Source organism: Flintibacter sp. HCN-6482, from assembly GCF_037892565.1.
Taxonomy (GTDB): domain Bacteria; phylum Bacillota; class Clostridia; order Oscillospirales; family Oscillospiraceae; genus Lawsonibacter; species Lawsonibacter aceti.
Window position 1 is genome coordinate 132,486 of sequence record NZ_JBBKBK010000001.1, and the last position, 15,821, is coordinate 148,306.

Annotated in this window: 14 protein-coding genes; 9 read left to right on the forward strand and 5 right to left on the reverse strand. The window is 47.6% G+C overall.

The genetic code is table 11. The features are described from left to right. Nucleotides 1–95: 95 nt before the first annotated feature. Both WKS99_RS00650 and WKS99_RS00655 read right to left on the reverse strand, forming a co-directional pair. Complete coding sequence (locus WKS99_RS00650; protein ID WP_262670358.1) at nucleotides 96–1,643, reverse strand: ABC transporter substrate-binding protein; 1,548 nt, start codon at nucleotides 1,641–1,643, stop codon at nucleotides 96–98. A gap of 52 nt (nucleotides 1,644–1,695) precedes the next feature. After that, complete coding sequence (locus WKS99_RS00655) at nucleotides 1,696–2,874, reverse strand: M20 metallopeptidase family protein (RefSeq protein WP_340405160.1); 1,179 nt, start codon at nucleotides 2,872–2,874, stop codon at nucleotides 1,696–1,698. 278 nt (nucleotides 2,875–3,152) lie between these two features. Here WKS99_RS00655 and WKS99_RS00660 point away from each other — a divergent pair, with 278 nt between their 5' ends. From WKS99_RS00660 to WKS99_RS00670, 3 genes are all read left to right on the forward strand, one after another. Then, nucleotides 3,153–4,067: a LysR family transcriptional regulator gene (locus WKS99_RS00660; protein WP_186852059.1), complete on the forward strand. Its 915-nt coding sequence runs from the start codon at nucleotides 3,153–3,155 to the stop codon at nucleotides 4,065–4,067. 147 nt (nucleotides 4,068–4,214) lie between these two features. Then, complete coding sequence (locus WKS99_RS00665) at nucleotides 4,215–4,607, forward strand: tautomerase family protein (protein WP_147572106.1); 393 nt, start codon at nucleotides 4,215–4,217, stop codon at nucleotides 4,605–4,607. Between the two features lie 98 nt (nucleotides 4,608–4,705). After that, nucleotides 4,706–5,899: a M20 metallopeptidase family protein gene (locus WKS99_RS00670; protein WP_340405161.1), complete on the forward strand. Its 1,194-nt coding sequence runs from the start codon at nucleotides 4,706–4,708 to the stop codon at nucleotides 5,897–5,899. 959 nt (nucleotides 5,900–6,858) lie between these two features. On the opposite strand, the gene WKS99_RS00675 is transcribed toward WKS99_RS00670, so the two are convergent. From WKS99_RS00675 to WKS99_RS00685, 3 genes are all read right to left on the reverse strand, one after another. Continuing rightward, nucleotides 6,859–7,806 (reverse strand): hydroxyacid dehydrogenase, encoded by a 948-nt coding sequence (locus WKS99_RS00675; RefSeq protein ID WP_262670363.1) that lies wholly within the window; start codon nucleotides 7,804–7,806, stop codon nucleotides 6,859–6,861. A gap of 226 nt (nucleotides 7,807–8,032) precedes the next feature. Further along, nucleotides 8,033–8,890: a MurR/RpiR family transcriptional regulator gene (locus WKS99_RS00680; protein ID WP_186852056.1), complete on the reverse strand. Its 858-nt coding sequence runs from the start codon at nucleotides 8,888–8,890 to the stop codon at nucleotides 8,033–8,035. Between the two features lie 314 nt (nucleotides 8,891–9,204). Next, on the reverse strand, nucleotides 9,205–10,134 hold the full coding sequence (locus tag WKS99_RS00685) for a LysR family transcriptional regulator (protein ID WP_186852055.1): 930 nt from the start codon (nucleotides 10,132–10,134) through the stop codon (nucleotides 9,205–9,207). Nucleotides 10,135–10,313: 179 nt separating this feature from the next. On the opposite strand from WKS99_RS00685, the gene WKS99_RS00690 reads away from it, so the two are divergent. The 6 genes from WKS99_RS00690 (at nucleotide 10,314) to WKS99_RS00710 (ending at nucleotide 15,631) form a co-directional block, all read left to right on the forward strand. Then, entirely contained in the window at nucleotides 10,314–11,333 is a 1,020-nt protein-coding gene (locus WKS99_RS00690; RefSeq protein ID WP_186852054.1) for a C-terminal binding protein, read from the forward strand. Between the two features lie 46 nt (nucleotides 11,334–11,379). Continuing rightward, entirely contained in the window at nucleotides 11,380–12,054 is a 675-nt protein-coding gene (locus WKS99_RS00695) for an RraA family protein (RefSeq protein ID WP_186852053.1), read from the forward strand. Between the two features lie 419 nt (nucleotides 12,055–12,473). Then, nucleotides 12,474–13,514: a tripartite tricarboxylate transporter substrate binding protein gene (locus WKS99_RS00700; protein WP_186852052.1), complete on the forward strand. Its 1,041-nt coding sequence runs from the start codon at nucleotides 12,474–12,476 to the stop codon at nucleotides 13,512–13,514. A gap of 82 nt (nucleotides 13,515–13,596) precedes the next feature. Beyond that, nucleotides 13,597–13,773, forward strand: coding sequence for a hypothetical protein (locus WKS99_RS00705; protein WP_240287249.1), 177 nt, complete (start codon nucleotides 13,597–13,599; stop codon nucleotides 13,771–13,773). Further along, nucleotides 13,715–14,065, forward strand: a complete 351-nt coding sequence (locus tag WKS99_RS13400; protein ID WP_243200916.1) for a tripartite tricarboxylate transporter TctB family protein — start codon at nucleotides 13,715–13,717, stop codon at nucleotides 14,063–14,065. Before WKS99_RS00705 ends, WKS99_RS13400 begins: the two co-directional genes overlap by 59 nt. A 12-nt stretch (nucleotides 14,066–14,077) precedes the next feature. After that, nucleotides 14,078–15,631 (forward strand): tripartite tricarboxylate transporter permease, encoded by a 1,554-nt coding sequence (locus WKS99_RS00710; RefSeq protein ID WP_240287247.1) that lies wholly within the window; start codon nucleotides 14,078–14,080, stop codon nucleotides 15,629–15,631. Nucleotides 15,632–15,821 lie beyond the last annotated feature (190 nt).

Consider the following 15,821-nt stretch of genomic DNA (forward strand, 5'->3'; position numbering starts at 1 on the left):
TCAGAAAAGCCGCTCCGGTCAGCGGTCTCCCTTTCAGGTAGACCGCCGTCCCAGAGCGGCATTTCTCACATTTCGCTCTGTCCGCAACGAGCTTATCAGACGCCCACGCGGAAGGTGGCCAGGAAGGGAGCGCCAAAGATATCGAATTCAAAGCCCTCTGCCTTGTCGTTCATAGCATACACCATGGGCGCGTTGGCAATGGCCATCTGATATCGCTGGTCATAAACATACTCCTGGATCTCCTGGACCATCTCCAGCCGCTTGGCGGGGTCGGTCTGCTGGTCAGACGCCTCGACCAGATCGTTCAGATACTGGTCATTCACCTGCAGGGTGCGGCCGAAGGAGGTCTTGTAGATGACCAGAGCGCTGGTCAGGTTGGTGGCGGCGCCAGTGCGGACCGCAGCCTGGTACTTATTGCCGGCAGCCTCGAAGTTGACGTAGTCCATCTGGATGATCTCAGCCCGGACGTTCAGATACTGCAGCCACATGCTCTGAATCGCCTCACAGACCCGCTTCTCAGCCTCGCCCACCACATGGAGGGTGATATCAAAGCCATCGGGATAGCCGGCCTGCACCATCAGCTCCTTCGCCTTGTCAGGATCAAAGGGGACAGTGCCCACTTCCTCGGCACCAAAGAGCATCTTGGGATAAATAGTGTCCATGATGGTATAATAGCCGCCATAGCAGGTGTCGATCAGGAACTGCTTATCAATGGCATAGCACAAGGCGTAGCGCACGTCCTTGTTCTCAAACAGAGGCTCCTGCATACTGAAGGTCAAGGAGGTAAACAGAGAGGAGTCACCCTCTACCAGAGTCAGGCCCTCAGTCTCCTTCACGCGGTCATAATCAGAGGTAGAGATGGAGTAAGCAAAGTCCACGCCACCGGTCTCCAGCTCGATCATGCGGCTGGACGCCTCAGGGATGACACGGAACAGCAGCTTCGGGGTAGCGGCGGGGCCGTTCCAGTATTCGTCAAAACGGTCCAGTTCAATCTCACTTGCGGTGTCCCAGCGGGTCATCTTATAGGGGCCCGTACCCACAGGAGCAGTGGCAAACTTGTCCGCGCCCATACTCTCGAAGGCGGCAGAGGAGGGGATATACATACGGGTCATCAGGTAGACGCCCTCAGCATAAGGGTACTTCAGAGCCACAACCATGTTGTAGTCGTCGATAATCTCAGTATTCGCTGTGTCATAACACACAAAGCGAGAAGCCGCGGACGCGTTGCTTTCAATGTTGTCCAGGAAGAACTTGACGTCCTTTGTGGTCAGCTCGTTGCCGTCGTGGAACTTGACGCCCTTGCGCAGGGTCAGTTTGATATGGGTATCATCCACCATCTCATAGCCTTCGGCCAGCCAGGGCTCTACTTCACCGTTCTCTCCTTCCCGGAAGAGGGGATCATAGATTTGGCGGCCTACATTCAAGTCATAGGCCATACCGGTCAGCCACGGGTCCAGGTTGGGATCCGTAGAAATGGCTAGCTTCACGGCGTCCTTGTACCCGTCGCCATCCGCGTCCACCTGGCTGGCGTTCCCGCCGTCGGCAGTTCCGTTCCCGCTGGTGTCACCACCGTTTCCACAGCTCACCAGGGCCAGAGACATGGCGGCCGCCAGCAGAAGGCTGAACAGTCTTCTTTTCTTCATATTGAGTTCCTCCCTTTCAATTCACTTCTTTGATATAAAGTAATGCGCTGTTTTAGGCGTTTTGGGCCAGCCAATTTACCGCCACTGTCGCATGGATAGCCGCGCCCAGGGGCAGGACTGATTCAGAAAACTTGGTACGTGGGCTGTGCACCTTCTCTGGATAGCCTTCACTGGGGGTTCCGGCCCCCATCCAGACATACACTGTGGGAATGATCTCACTGATAGGACCAAAATCCTCACTGCCGTTGACCGGAGCAATCTGCTGGACCATCTCCTCCCCCGCCAGAGCACAGAGCGTGGGCTTCAACTGGTCGAAGAGGTCGGGGTCAGTGATACAAAAACCGGTTTCCAGAGGATATTCCACGATGGCCTGTCCCCGGAAGGTGGCAGCAGTCTGCTCTACGATCTCTTTGAAGCGGGTCTTGAGCAGGGTCCTCGCCTCCTTGGACAAGGTGCGGATGGTGCCGTCCAGCACCGCCTCTGAGGGGATAATATTGGATGCCTCGCCGGAGTGGAATTTTCCGAAGGTGATGACAGCCTCCTCCGTAGCGGGCAGTTCCATAGATACCAGCTCCTGAGTTGCAGTGACAATACGGCTTCCGATGTTAATAGGATCAATGCCCCGACAGGGATAGGCTCCGTGACACTCCTTCCCTTTCACGGTGATACGGAACATATCGCAAGCCCCAAAGGCAACCCCACGGACATATTGGATACTACCAGTGGGGAAATTCTCGTGCCCCGTAGTCACATGCATGGCAAAGGCAGCGTCCACCTTAGGGTTCTCCAGCACACCAGCCTCCATCATGGCGGTGGCTCCTTTTAAGGCCTCCTCCGCTGGCTGAAACATTAGCTTGACGGTGCCCTTCAGCTCGTCCTGGGTCTCAGACAGCATTTTAGCCGCGGCCAGGAGCATAGCCGTATGCATGTCATGTCCGCAGGCGTGGGCCGTGCCGTTTTGACAGGCGAAGGGTAAGCCAGTGTCCTCCTGGATTGGCAGGGCATCCATGTCCGCCCGCAGCAGGATGGTCTTCCCTCCTGAGCCGATGGTACACACGATACCAGTGCCGCACATCCGCTGAGGATGCAGGCCATAGCTCTGTAACTTTTCAAATACGAAATCCGAAGTCTCCTGAATATCGAACCCAATTCCACCAAACTGATGGATCTTCCGGCGGTTCTCTACGATCTCCGACTCTAACTCCTTTGCGCGCTTTAGGTACCGCTGCATGGCAATTCACCCCACTGATACTTCTTTAGGCAGTCTATTTTTATTCAAAAGTACCATAATCCTGATTTCTTGTAAAATATCGAAAATGTATGGCATCAGCCGCTAATTGCATAGAAAGTATCCCTTTCTCCCCTTCCTTGTCTATCATAGCACCACCAAGCTACTGAGCCAAGATCAAGAGAATATTGCAATCTCCCCGGTTTTACAGTATAATATTCAAATATTCTAAAACATTTCTGATCTATGCGACCCAACGAACAGGAAGGAGCGTTTTGGCTGTGGACACACAAAAACTTATCTATTTTATCGCGGCGGTCAAGCATTTAAATTTTACCAAGGCCGCCAATGAGTGCCATATTGCTCAGACGGCCATGAGCCGCTATATCTCCTCCCTAGAACGTGAACTGGGCTTCCAACTGTTTTACCGTGACAACCGAAACGTATCCCTGACCGCAGCCGGCGAATCCTTCTACCAAGAGGCTGTCCTCCTGACCGAGGGGCTAGAGCGGGCCGCCGCGCAAGCCCGTCTAATCGCCAATGGATATGAAGGGGTGCTACGCATCGGCTTCGGTCCCTCCGCCGAGCGTGAGCTTGTCGTCTCCTCCATGGAGCAGTTTGTTCAGCGTTACCCAAAAGTGGAGCTCATTTGCCTGGAGTATAACTACAGCCTTCTTGTGGACCATCTAGCCCATGGCTTTCTCGACGTCATCTTCTCCCTGTCCTGTTGCCCCGGCACTGTAGAGGGCACCATCTATAAGGAAATCAAGCGGTCTGATATCTATGTGATGATGAGCAAGCGCCATCCCCTGGCTAGCAAGGACAAGCTGGACCCCCAGGATCTCAATGGGATGGATTTTGTCATTCATCAGGAGTCCGGCGGTCCAAAATCTCCCAAAAACTTTATTGAAAGCTGCTCTCTCCTGGGATTCCGCCCCAACAGCACCCTTGTGGTCAACACCTACGAGGCCAAAAAACTCACGGTTCAGGTCAGCCGCAAAGTGGCGTTGATCACCGCCGGGCAGAAGAAGCTGCTCGACTCCAATTTCCGAGTGTTTCCTCTCACTGGCAGCTCTCTCCAGGCTATGTTTTATATCACCATGCTCCAGTATAACACTAACCCGGCGGCTAAAGCCTTTTATGACCTGCTTCCCGCCCTGCCTCCAAGAAAGAAGGCCTCTATTTCAGGCACATGAGTTGGTCATCGTGTTTTTATGGCATCGGCAGCCCCCAATAAGGGGCTGCCGATACGTTTTTGTTCTGATGTCACACATTTTTAGCATTTTACACCGGAGCGTTCTTGTGCTATTTTTTAGAAAAAGGTTTGAAAGGAGTCCTGAAATATGGCTATTGTGACAGCAATGATTCCCGCCGGCTTTGGTCCGGAGAAAAAGGCCCGTTTTATCAGCGAAACCAAGAACGCCCTGTGTGAAGCTTTTGACCTGATTCCCATGGCGATCTCCCTCTGGGTCCAGGAGTATGAGCCGGAAAATATGTGCCCCGATGCCGCTAAGAAACGTGTCCTCATCGTATACACCACCGAAGGCAAGCCCGACGAACAGAAAAACAAGGTGGGACAGCTCTTCGACCAGGTTTGCGGCGACGTCTTTGGCGAGCAGAAGGGGGATACCTTTGTTATCTTCAAGGAGCATCCCAATTCCAATGTGTGCGCCCGTGGTGTACTGAAGACCATGGACCCAAAGCCCCCCATCAATCCCTATCGCAGCCAACAATAATACGCCCCTCGCCCGGTCCTGATCCTTTCATCGGCACCGGGCGAGCTCCTATCCCATCTGAACGGGGCCCGTGCCCCTCTTTCTAGGAGGATATCACTATGACAGATGTGCTGAAAGAAGCTCTTGCCCTGAAGGAATACTGCACTGGCTGCCGCCAGACCGTCCATCAGAATCCTGAGCTCTCCTTCCAGGAGTTTCAGACCACCGCCTTTATTCGTCGGCAACTAGAAGAAATGGGGGTAGAGATCCTGCCTCTGGAGCTGGAGACCGGCCTAGTCGCCATCATCCGGGGCGGTCTGGGCGATGGTCCCGTCACCGGCCTTCGGGCTGATATCGATGCCCTTCCTCTCACCGAAGAGAGCGGTGTCCCCTATTCCTCCCAAAATCCTGGCGCAGCCCACTCCTGCGGACATGATGGTCATGTGGCCGTCCTGCTGGGCGTAGCCAAGCTGCTCCACCAGTGGCGGGATCGGTTTTCCGGCGTGGTAAAGCTGATTTTCCAGCCCGGGGAGGAGGGACTGTATGGCGCCCTCAAGATCGTTCAGTCCGGCGCCCTGAAAGATCCTGACGTGGAGGAGGTGGTATGCCTCCACGGGTGGCCCTATCTAAAGGTAGGTGAAGTGGGAGTATGGCCCGGAGAATATATGGCCTCCGCCGATATGTTCCAGGTCCGGGTCATTGGCCAGGGTGGACACGGTGCCCGGCCCTATAAAGCCATGAACCCCATCCCCGCCGCCGCCCTAGCGGTTAGCGCTCTACAAAACATCGTATCCAGCGAAATCGTCACCGCCAAGCAGGCGGTGGTTAGTGTGTGCTCCATCCATGCCGGCGACGCCTTCAATGTCATCCCTGGCGAAGTCAAATTCGGCGGTACGGTCCGCTGCCTGGACCCCGGCGTTCGGGATGAACTGGAGTCCAAAATCCGACGTACTGTCGAGGGGGCCGCCCAGGCACTAGGCTGTCGGGCTGAGATTGAGTATACCCGCGGCGTTCCCGCCCTATACAACGATCCCGGCGTGACTCAGAATCTAGAGAAGGCTATGGTCAAAGCCCTGGGTCAGTCCCACGTCAAGCCCTTGGATGGCCCAGTCATGGGGTCTGAGGACTTCTCCAATTTAGTAAGCGCAGTGGGTAAGGGCGCTTTCTTCCGGCTGGGGATCGGCTGGCCCGATGGCACTGAGTACACAGCTTTGCACAATGGGGCCTTTAACTTTAACGATGAGGCCATCCCCTACGGTATTGCCGTTATGGTCCAGTATATCCTGGACCGTCACAGTAAGGACGCCCGATAATATCAGGTGTATAGCGTGTCGTCACCGCGACGCCATAAACACTTAAAAACTCCTCCCCTGCAAGACATCTTTGACAAGGGAGCTTCGAGCTGCCCAGCCCCCGTCAGATACTGCAGAAGCAGTATCTGACGGGGGCTTTTTCATCTATGAAGTTCTACCCTACTCCATGTTTTCTTCAATTGTGCCAATGAACCCAATTATCCTTATCAGGATCTCCCCTGTCTGTCGAGAATACTTCCCTCACCTCATGTTCTAATTATGAACCACGACCTTCCGTATGAACATCCGCACCTCTGAAAACCACCTTCCGCTGATGTATGCCTGGATCCAGGAGACGATACACGCCTCACTTCCAAGCCGATAGGTAAGTGGTTATTAGGTGACTGCCGCAGTATTTGCTCGGTGTAGTGCCGTGGCATACCATATTCAACGTATACACCAGTTCGGAATATTGTCTTTGTAACCAACCGTCGTTTATCCGCCGTACCAACTGAAACGATCTCCCTGGTCTATGAAAAGTTCATGACTGCCCTTGCTTACGAGACATTCTTTTCCACTCTATATTGAAGAATAATAGAAAACCCAGACAGCCTTTGTCCGGGTTAAAATATTTTATAGTTAAAAGAGTTCTAAAGTTATTTCAGAAAAGTTGTAACCGGCATTATTAGTTACATTATTTAAGAAATTCTTCATCTTCATTTCCTTCAGCCGCATAAGCCTTGTCCATGAACGCCAGATACTTGGGATACGAAGGACTCTATTTAGATATTCCTCGTAGATCAGAAGGTTTCTCTTGCCAATCTTATCGCAGTTATTTTAGTAAAAATTGCCCCCCAATATTATATGGGAAACATATGACTATCTTTTATCAGTCCGGGCAATAGGACGAAACATCTGTACAACAAGGCCCTCTCAAAACGGGACAACAACACCGCATGAGAGGGCCTTTTCATAAAGTATTATATAATCTTGTAAGTAGGTTCCCTGCCGGAAAATACTTCGTCGATCCCTTTTGCAGCATCAAGCACCATACGGACCATAGCCTCATGCGTTGTGCCTGCACAATGAGGAGTCATAATTACCTCATCCATATGGAAAAGCGGATTATCAGGCACAGCTGGCTCCGGGTCACTCACATCCAAACCGGCGCCTGCAATTTCCTTATTTCGAATAGCCCTTTCCAGTGCCGTTTCATCTACGATTTTTCCACGGGCGGCATTAATTAAAACTGCCGTAGGCTTCATGATCTGGAATTCATGATTACTGATACTCTTAATATTTTCCGGCGTCGCCGGGATGTGGACACTGACATAGTCCGCCTGTGCCAGCAATTCATCCCGATTATGTACCAGCTTTACCTCACCAATGTCTCTATTTTCAGCTAAAAATGGGTCATATGCAATAACACGCATACCAAAGCCATGTATCGCCATATTGGCCACTGCCATTCCAATTCTACCAAGACCAAGTAACCCTAGGCACTTGCCATGAATCTCATCATTCGGATAAAGATCACGTACCTGAGGATTTCCATTCGCATATTCACGAGAAAAATAAGGGATTTTTTTTGCACAGGCAAGGAGAAGCGCCATGGTATGTTCAGCGACAGATAGGGAATTGGCATTTGGCGCAAAAACAACTCGAACTCCTTGCTTTTCCGCGGCTCCGACATCAATATTATCGTAGCCCGCGCCATGTTTTGCGATCACTTTCAGTTGAGGATTTTTTTCTATAATCTCCTGGTCAATGATAGCTACTCGGACAAGTACAGCATCACAATCCTGAATATCCTCTAACAATGATAAGTGATCAATTCCATGTCCACGCTTAACCTGATACCCATGTTCCTCTAGATATTCAATTCCTTCCTGAGCGACAGTTTCAGAAATTAAAACCCGATGTGTCATATGATTATTTGCCTGCCTTTCTTTTAAGGGTTGTGGTTATAGGCAAGAACGCAGAAAGTAGTATATACTACAAACTTGATTATAGGCACTACACACACAACATTCAATGGCAGACTTTTTCTAAAATTTCTCTATACTTTTTGGATAACTTGTCGTTTAGTCCGCTATACAAGGCAAAAAAAGTGACAAAAAAGAATAGATTTTGTAGTGGATGACAAGATCGTCATTACAAGAAGGGGGCAGTAAATTTTTCACGCTCCTCCATATGCATTTGATATTTCTGAGGCTCTCTCCAACAAAGCATAGCCAATAAATATTCTAAAACACTAATTGACCCAGCAGCGGAATTTAGGAAACTCATATGTTTTGTTTCTACTAATAGGACAACGTCGGCAACCTGAGCCAAGGGAGATGCGGTACTATCAGTAAGGGTAATCAAAGAAATCCCCTGACTTTTGATTAAATTAGCCAATATAAAATCACTTTTATAGTATCGGGCAAAACTGATCGCAAGCGCTACATCATTTTGACACAAGTTTTGAAGCAATGCAGCATCATCACTGGAACCAGCAGTTATAGTCCGTACATCGTCCATCAAAAAACTAAGCGCCCGTGCAAAATAGAGTGCAATCCCCTGGCACCCATGTAGTCCAAGCACCAGATGCCTTCGAGCACTAGACAAAAGATTTACCGCCCGCTCATATTGTTGAAAGTCATTTTGTCGAAGGGACTGTTCCACATTATTTAGCAAAAGATGGAGCAGTTCAGCGGGACGATTTAAATATTCATACTTTTTCACTTGCACATCCAGGCGCTTGTCTGGCGGATATTTACCTAGATTTATCTGCGAAAGCTCTTGTGTCAAATTGCTATGCAAATCATTTTTTAAATCCGCAAAACCTTTGTAGCCAATTGCTCGTGAGAAACGAATAATAGAGGCGTCGCTTACTCCTACTTCACGTGCAACCGCCAAGCTGCTCATTGTGCAAATTCGATTTTGATGTTTTAAAAAATAATCCGCAATTTTTAACTGTCCATGAGTAAGTCGGGCTTGTTGAATGCGCCGAACAAAAGAAGTGTTCACCCGAAGATCCCCCTATTACAATCAAGGTGGTTTTACAGGATTGAGCTACGGCCGTTATCCGTTCCTTTTTCACATCTGATACCAAAGCTGTTAGAATGAGAAAATCCCGGCCTGGTGTTATCCCCTAAAGGCCATTGTGCCCCTCTTAGGAACTCCGCTAACCAGTCTCTCATTCGCAGCGTTAGAGCTATGACTGATCGATTACTTCCAGACAGTTTAATCCTGACTGCCACTTGAGTGGTTGTGGTTTTGCGCTTTTTCGCCTCTTTTATCGCCTATAATTAATTTCATACTGTATTACACTCCTTAATCGATCAAGCTGGATAGCTATATAATTCTTTGATTGTATCTATAAATAATCTCATAGTACGTGTAATATGTGAGTTTTTAGGATAGACAATGGCAATTTCCCACTCAAGAGGAGGCGTTCCGAACTCAAAGAGGACGACATTTTCAGGCAAATGCTCCATCTTGGTACATAGCGCAGGGATAGATGTAAAATATTCTGTACAATTAACTAGATTCAGTGCGGTCACGATATTTTCTGTACTCCAGATCTCTCTAGGATGCACATCATGTTGATTAAAAAATCGCTGGTTTAAACGGCAGAGCAGCTGACCTGGCTTTAGATTAATAAATTGTTCGCCATTCAGTAAAGAAACGTCAAAATTGTGTATACCATCAGGGCCTGCCGGCTGCTGCAACGCATGTTGGACAAGTAAGTGCCGTCGATTTCCGGCCAGATAGATCTTCTCCATCCCAAGACTTTCATAAGTAGCAGGGAAACTAAAGTTAGATGGTACACTCATCAGGCAAAAATCCACCTGGTTGTTCAGCATAGCGCTTTCAAATGTGTAGCTTTTGCCCTCCACAACATTAATTTTTATATGTGGATACCGACTCCGAAACAGCGGCAGAAGAGTGGGGAGCATAATACTGCTCCTCCAGCTTGTAATACCAAATGTAAATTCTCCCTTCTCATCATTGCGTATTTTATCAAAATCATCCTGAAGCTGACGATTCAGGTCGGCCATTTTATTGACATAGTCAAGATATAATTTCCCGGCATAGGTCAATGAAAGCGGGGAGGAAGATCGATCAAATAGTTGAATATTGAGGCTTTCTTCAAGGCGACTTAAATATTTGCTAAGAGATGGTTGAGTAACATATAGTGCTTCAGCAGCCTTTGTTAAACTGCCAAGCTTCGCAATAGTCAGAAAATAATCGTAATTTTTATACAACATATCTCTTACCTTCAGATTCTCCCGGAGTCTATATGACATAAAAGGAATGTTGATTATATTATATATTGAATTGTACTTCTCGTCAATGATATGCTATCATTAAGCCAAATCAAATTGTGCAATATACATAAACCAAAGCATAAAGTCAAAATCATTTGGGTCAAAAGGAAGGGAGATATATGGAAAGAGCAGTAGTCGTAGATAAAGACTATGGCAGTGTATCGTCCGAAGAATTGGAGAAAGTACGAGCAGCTTATGCCCAGGCAGGTTTAAAACTGGATACACAACACTTTATTACAGAAGAAGAAATTATCAGTGGCTGTCAAGGAGCAATTGCAATTTTAGCGACCGGAAATCCCCCTATTACACGCAAAGTTATGGAAGCGTTACCACAACTAAAATATGTACAACGTTTTGGTGTAGGCGTCAATTCCATTGATTTGAACGCAGCTGCAGAACTGGGTATCGTCGTTTTAAATCTGCCTGGTTTTTGTGCTAAAGAGCTTGCAGATTTAGCCACGGCTATGATTATGGGATTAATCCGTAATACCAATTACTATGACCGCGAAATTCGCAAGGGTGGTTGGCCTAAGTGTCAATACTTACTCCCTGGGGATGTTCGAGAGATGACCTTAGGGCTTTTCGGGTTTGGTGGGGCCGCCCGCCACTTGCATGATATCTTCTACAATGGATTTGGTACAAAAATTATTACATGTGACCCCTATATTACAGACGAAGTTAAGCGCCAGTATCCACATGTGAAGTTTGTATCTTTTGATGAGCTGCTCACGGACAGTGATATCATATCGATACATGTTAATCTTACTCCTGAAACAACCCATATTTTTAGCGAAGACGCATTCCGCAAAATGAAAAATACAGCTATGATTATCAATACGTCTCGCGGCCCAGTGATTGATCAGAAAGCACTTGCATGGGCCTTACAAAACGGTGAAATCCTTTATGCCGGCTTGGATACCGTGGAAAAAGAGCCGATAGAAGCAAATGATCCGTTGCTTAAAATGGACAATGTAATTTTGAGTCCCCATAGCGGATCATATGGTGTGGGAGCAAAAAAGACGCAAATTACCATGGTATGCCAACTGTTGCCTGACGCCCTCACGGTGGGAAAGCTGCCTCGTCGCTATGTAGCCAATCGCGCAGTTTTAGACAAAGATTTAGGACTTAAGTTTATTTGAAACGAACCGAAGGCTAATTGGTACAAATAGGGTAAAGGAGAGCAAAATGAGTATAGGAAACAAAATTGTATATGAAATCAACCGGCCTGATAAAAAACTGGTAGAACTGTTCCGAGAGATGCCAGTGGCCAACATCGATGATAATATGGGACGAATTGCAGCGGTAGACGCGGCAATTCGTCCCATGAACCGGAGCCCTTTACTGGGCACAGCCTTTACAATCCGTATGCCGCAGGGAGACAACCTCATGTTCCACAAAGCTATGGATATGGCTTTGCCTGGGGATGTCATCATGATCGACGCTGGCGGTAGTGTAGACCGTGCCATTTTCGGTGAACTAATGGTCAGCTATTGCCGAGTTCGGGGGATCGCCGGTATTGTCTGTGATGGGGCGATCCGCGATCTTGATGGGATTAGCACACTGACAGATTTTGCTGTCTATGCAAAAGGTGTAACCCCCAATGGGCCTTACAAGAATGGACCTGGAGAAATCAATGTTCCTATTGTTATTGGAGGGAAAACAGTAAAACCAGGAGATATTATTGTCGGAGATGGAGATGGTATTGTTATTATCGATCCTGTAGACGCCGAAGCACTGGCCGCCGCTACCTGCAAGACGATGGAAAAGGAAGCAAAAATTATGGAAAATATTATCCATAAAGGCGAATATATTCGCCCTTGGGTAGATGAAAAGTTAAAAGAAATCGGGTGTGATTTTTAAGTTTTTTTCTATTCAATGCATCTAGAAACAAATCCAACCGAGAATTAGAACACTTAGCGCGGATATCGTTTAAATTGTTCCAACTCATGAACAACTCGAAACCTTCTCTGTAATCTATCACGAATGTGTCTTTATGAAAATCTTTTGTTTCACAGGGGTAACAGTCACTTCATTCACTACATTAAATTACCTTATAAATGAAGAAATTTTTCATTCCCCCTTTAAGAATCGGAAAAATAGATAAAAACGACCCTTCTTTTCTATAAATATTTTCCGATTGAATGAAGTAAATGTAGAGGCTATACTTCAAATTGTAGTGATAGTTTCCTGGTATTTAGTCTCCAGTGTAAGGTATTGTCGATTTGTTCGGGAACCCACCCCCGTACAAATAAAAATTAGGATGAAAAGGAGAATAGATTATGAAAAAGAAACTTGCATCCATTACCGCGTTGTCCTTGGCTCTGGTAATGACCTTAAGCGCTTGCGGAAACAACAACACCAAGACGCCCTCTACATCCGCTGACGGTGGTACGTCTACATCAGCACAGGCCCCTTCTCAAACCGGAACCTACCCAGGAAATAAAAATATTACACTGTACTGTGGCTATTCTGCCGGCGGCAGCTCCGACACCCTGTGCCGTCTGATGGCGGTTAAGGTCGGTGAGATTCTCGGTACTACCTGTACCGTCGAAAATGTTACGGGCGCCTCTGGTTGGGTGCTATGGAATCAAATGCTGGAGAGTACCGACCCCGATGGATATAGCTTTTTCCTCATCAACAGCCCCAATGTAACTGCCGGTAAATACGATGTGAATAACACGATGAAGTATGATCATAATGACTTCGAGTTAATTTGCAACCAGGTTACCGACTCAAGCTGTATGGCCATCCGAGTAGATGATGATCGTTACTCTGACTGGGAGAGCTTTGCAAACTACTGGAAACAGGAAGGTGTAATGATTACCTCCGCATCCGGTATGGGTATTACCTCTGACGATTCTACTACTGATATGCTGGTGGCGAATGACCTTGGTGTTGAAGTAGACATTATTGCTTCTGAAGGCTCTGGTGACAATATTACCTTCTTGCTGAACGGTACCACCGACTTTGTAATGGGTAATGTTTCCGAAATGGCCGCCGGTCATCTGGATGGTCAGTATAAAGTTCTGTGCGTATTTGCTGACGAGCGCGACCCCAATTTGCCCGACGTTCCTACTTACAAGGAGCTGACTGGAACCGACATTACTGGCTGCTCCAGCCGCGGATATGCTATGTTGAAGGATGTGCCCGAGGATATTAAAGTCGTTCTAGCTGACGCAGTTAAGCAGGCGGTTCAGGATCCTGATATGATTAAGCAGCTGTCTGATATTTACACCACCACTGATTTCAAGGAAGGCGAGGAGTATCTAAACTACCTGACCGAAATGCAGAACACTGCCCGAGAGATCTGGGGTGCCTAATCCGCGCTTCATAACATGACAGATATCACATAATAATAGGCGGCGTCCCCCCAGGCGCATCCGCCTGGGGGACGCTGGCTTTGTGTCTTATATCCGCAAAGGGGAGGAGATCCTTGGTGAACAGAAAGGCAAAGCAGGACATTTTTGCCTGTATTTTGATTTACGCATTCATGTTGTTTTGTTTCATGCAGACCTTTACTATGAAAAGCGGCGCCGAAACTATGCCGCGGCTGATTTTGTCAGTGGCTCTGATATGTAATACAGCTCTTTTAGTCCGCACGGTAAGGCAATTAAAAAAGAATCCTTCCAACGAGGGATATACATCTATCTCTGAAATCAAAGTCCCAATTCTGATGTTTTTGGGTGTCGTATTATATTGCGTCCTATTTAGCTTTACGAACTATTTTATTGCAACGGCGATTTTGATCCTCGTATTTATGCTAATTGAGAAAGTCAAGCCGCTTTGGTTGATTTTAACAATAGACGCCGTTTATTTAGTTTTTATTTACGTTTTGTTTGTAGTGGTACTGAAAGTACCTCTGTTGAAGTAAGGGGGCAAGCATATGTTTAACTTAATGGCGCAAGGTGCCGCTATGCTCACACAGCCCGACGTAATCGTTGCAATTATCGCCGGCACATTAGGCGGTATGTTTATTGGCGCTATGCCTGGATTGTCTGCCTCTATGGCAGTGGCGTTGTTGATTCCCGTAACCTTCGGTATGAGTGGTGAGGCAGGCATCACTTTGTTGGTTGCGGTTTATACCTCCGCAATTTATGGCGGTTCTATTACCGCATGTCTGCTCCACACCCCTGGCACTCCTGCATCAGCAGCCACCGCAGCAGATGGATTCGCGCTTACCCGCCAGGGCAAAGGACTCAAGGCAATTGGCACCTCCACCATCTGTTCGATGATTGGAGGAACAATTTCCGCAATTGCATTGCTGTTCATTGCGCCGGCTCTTTCCCAAGTCGCCTTGAAATTCAGCAGCCTGGAGTACTTTCTGATTGGGGTATTCGGTCTTACCATTATTGGGTCTTTGGCCGGCGATAACATGATGAAAGGGTTGCTCTCCGGTTGCCTCGGATTGATTATTGGCTGCGTGGGCCTGGATATCCAAACATCGGCCCCCAGATATTGCTTCGGTTTTTTAGAGCTTCAAGCAGGTATTAACTTAGTCCCCGCTATGATAGGCCTGTTTTCCATCAGCCAAGTCATGTTTTCGATAGAAGATGTAGTAAAAGGAAAATCTACCGTTCTGGATGAGAATGCCAAGAATTTGTCTGGCAGCCCGCTATTACCTTGGCGCGAATTCAAGCCGTTACTTCCCACGATTGCACAAAGCTCTATTATTGGCATTCTTGTTGGAATTTTGCCTGGTGCTGGCGGCGATATCGGCTCTTGGATTTCTTACAACACCGCAAAGAACTCCTCGAAGAATCCTGAACAGTTTGGACATGGCTCGCTTGTCGGTATTGCAGCATCTGAAACCGCCAATAACGCAGTCACCGGAGGTGCCCTGATTCCTCTCTTGACCTTGGGAATCCCCGGTTCTGGCGTGGCAGCTATCATGCTGGGCGGATTGATGATTAAGGGATTGAATCCCGGCTATAAGCTTTTTACTGATGCCACTACCGGTCCTATCGTCTATTGTATTATCTTAGCATTTGCAATCGCAAATATTTTAATGGGCGTTGCCGGATTGCTAGTATGTAAACAGGTAGTTAAAATTTCTACTGTAAAGATGACGATATTGGCGCCGCTGATTATCGCATTGTCCACTGTGGGCTCCTACGCTGTCCAACAGAGCATTTTTGATGTGTGGATTATGTTGATTTTTGGTTTTATCGGCTATTTCATGCGCAAGTACGGATTTGCTACGGCACCTGTAGTTCTGGCTATGATCCTAGGGCCAATAGCTGAAAGCAATTGGAGACAGACATTGGTCATCACGAAGCGTACAGGGCTATTCCAATACTTTTTGACAAGACCAATTTCCATGGTTTTGGTCGTGTTGATTCTTGTAGCATTGTTCAGCCCTGTATTGATGAAAATTATCAATAAGAAGGCCGCCCCTTCTGATCCAGACGTTTTAGCTGACACCGCTCATGAAGATTGATTCTCTGCGATAACCAGATACAGGATAGCAGAAGCATTCGCAACAATATTTTTCTTATAGAACATCGGCTTTTACATGTCAACCTCTGAATATATATAACTATATACCAAGAAGGTATAAGCATATAGGGCTGACGAAAGCAAAGAGTGTGCCGCCTGTGAAAACAGGCGGCACACTTCTTTTACGCATC

Excerpts from the sequence above, each read along its gene's own strand:
- WKS99_RS00685 (WP_186852055.1), bottom strand. The coding sequence starts at position 10,134 with ATGTTGTATAAAAATTACGATTATTTTCTGACTATTGCGAAGCTTGGC.
- WKS99_RS00710 (WP_240287247.1), top strand. The coding sequence starts at position 14,078 with ATGTTTAACTTAATGGCGCAAGGTGCCGCTATGCTCACACAGCCCGAC.
- WKS99_RS00695 (WP_186852053.1), top strand. The coding sequence starts at position 11,380 with ATGAGTATAGGAAACAAAATTGTATATGAAATCAACCGGCCTGATAAA.
- WKS99_RS13400 (WP_243200916.1), top strand. The coding sequence starts at position 13,715 with ATGAAAAGCGGCGCCGAAACTATGCCGCGGCTGATTTTGTCAGTGGCT.
- WKS99_RS00665 (WP_147572106.1), top strand. The coding sequence starts at position 4,215 with ATGGCTATTGTGACAGCAATGATTCCCGCCGGCTTTGGTCCGGAGAAA.
- WKS99_RS00670 (WP_340405161.1), top strand. The coding sequence starts at position 4,706 with ATGACAGATGTGCTGAAAGAAGCTCTTGCCCTGAAGGAATACTGCACT.
- WKS99_RS00675 (WP_262670363.1), bottom strand. The coding sequence starts at position 7,806 with ATGACACATCGGGTTTTAATTTCTGAAACTGTCGCTCAGGAAGGAATT.
- WKS99_RS00700 (WP_186852052.1), top strand. The coding sequence starts at position 12,474 with ATGAAAAAGAAACTTGCATCCATTACCGCGTTGTCCTTGGCTCTGGTA.
- WKS99_RS00690 (WP_186852054.1), top strand. The coding sequence starts at position 10,314 with ATGGAAAGAGCAGTAGTCGTAGATAAAGACTATGGCAGTGTATCGTCC.
- WKS99_RS00655 (WP_340405160.1), bottom strand. The coding sequence starts at position 2,874 with ATGCAGCGGTACCTAAAGCGCGCAAAGGAGTTAGAGTCGGAGATCGTA.
- WKS99_RS00650 (WP_262670358.1), bottom strand. The coding sequence starts at position 1,643 with ATGAAGAAAAGAAGACTGTTCAGCCTTCTGCTGGCGGCCGCCATGTCT.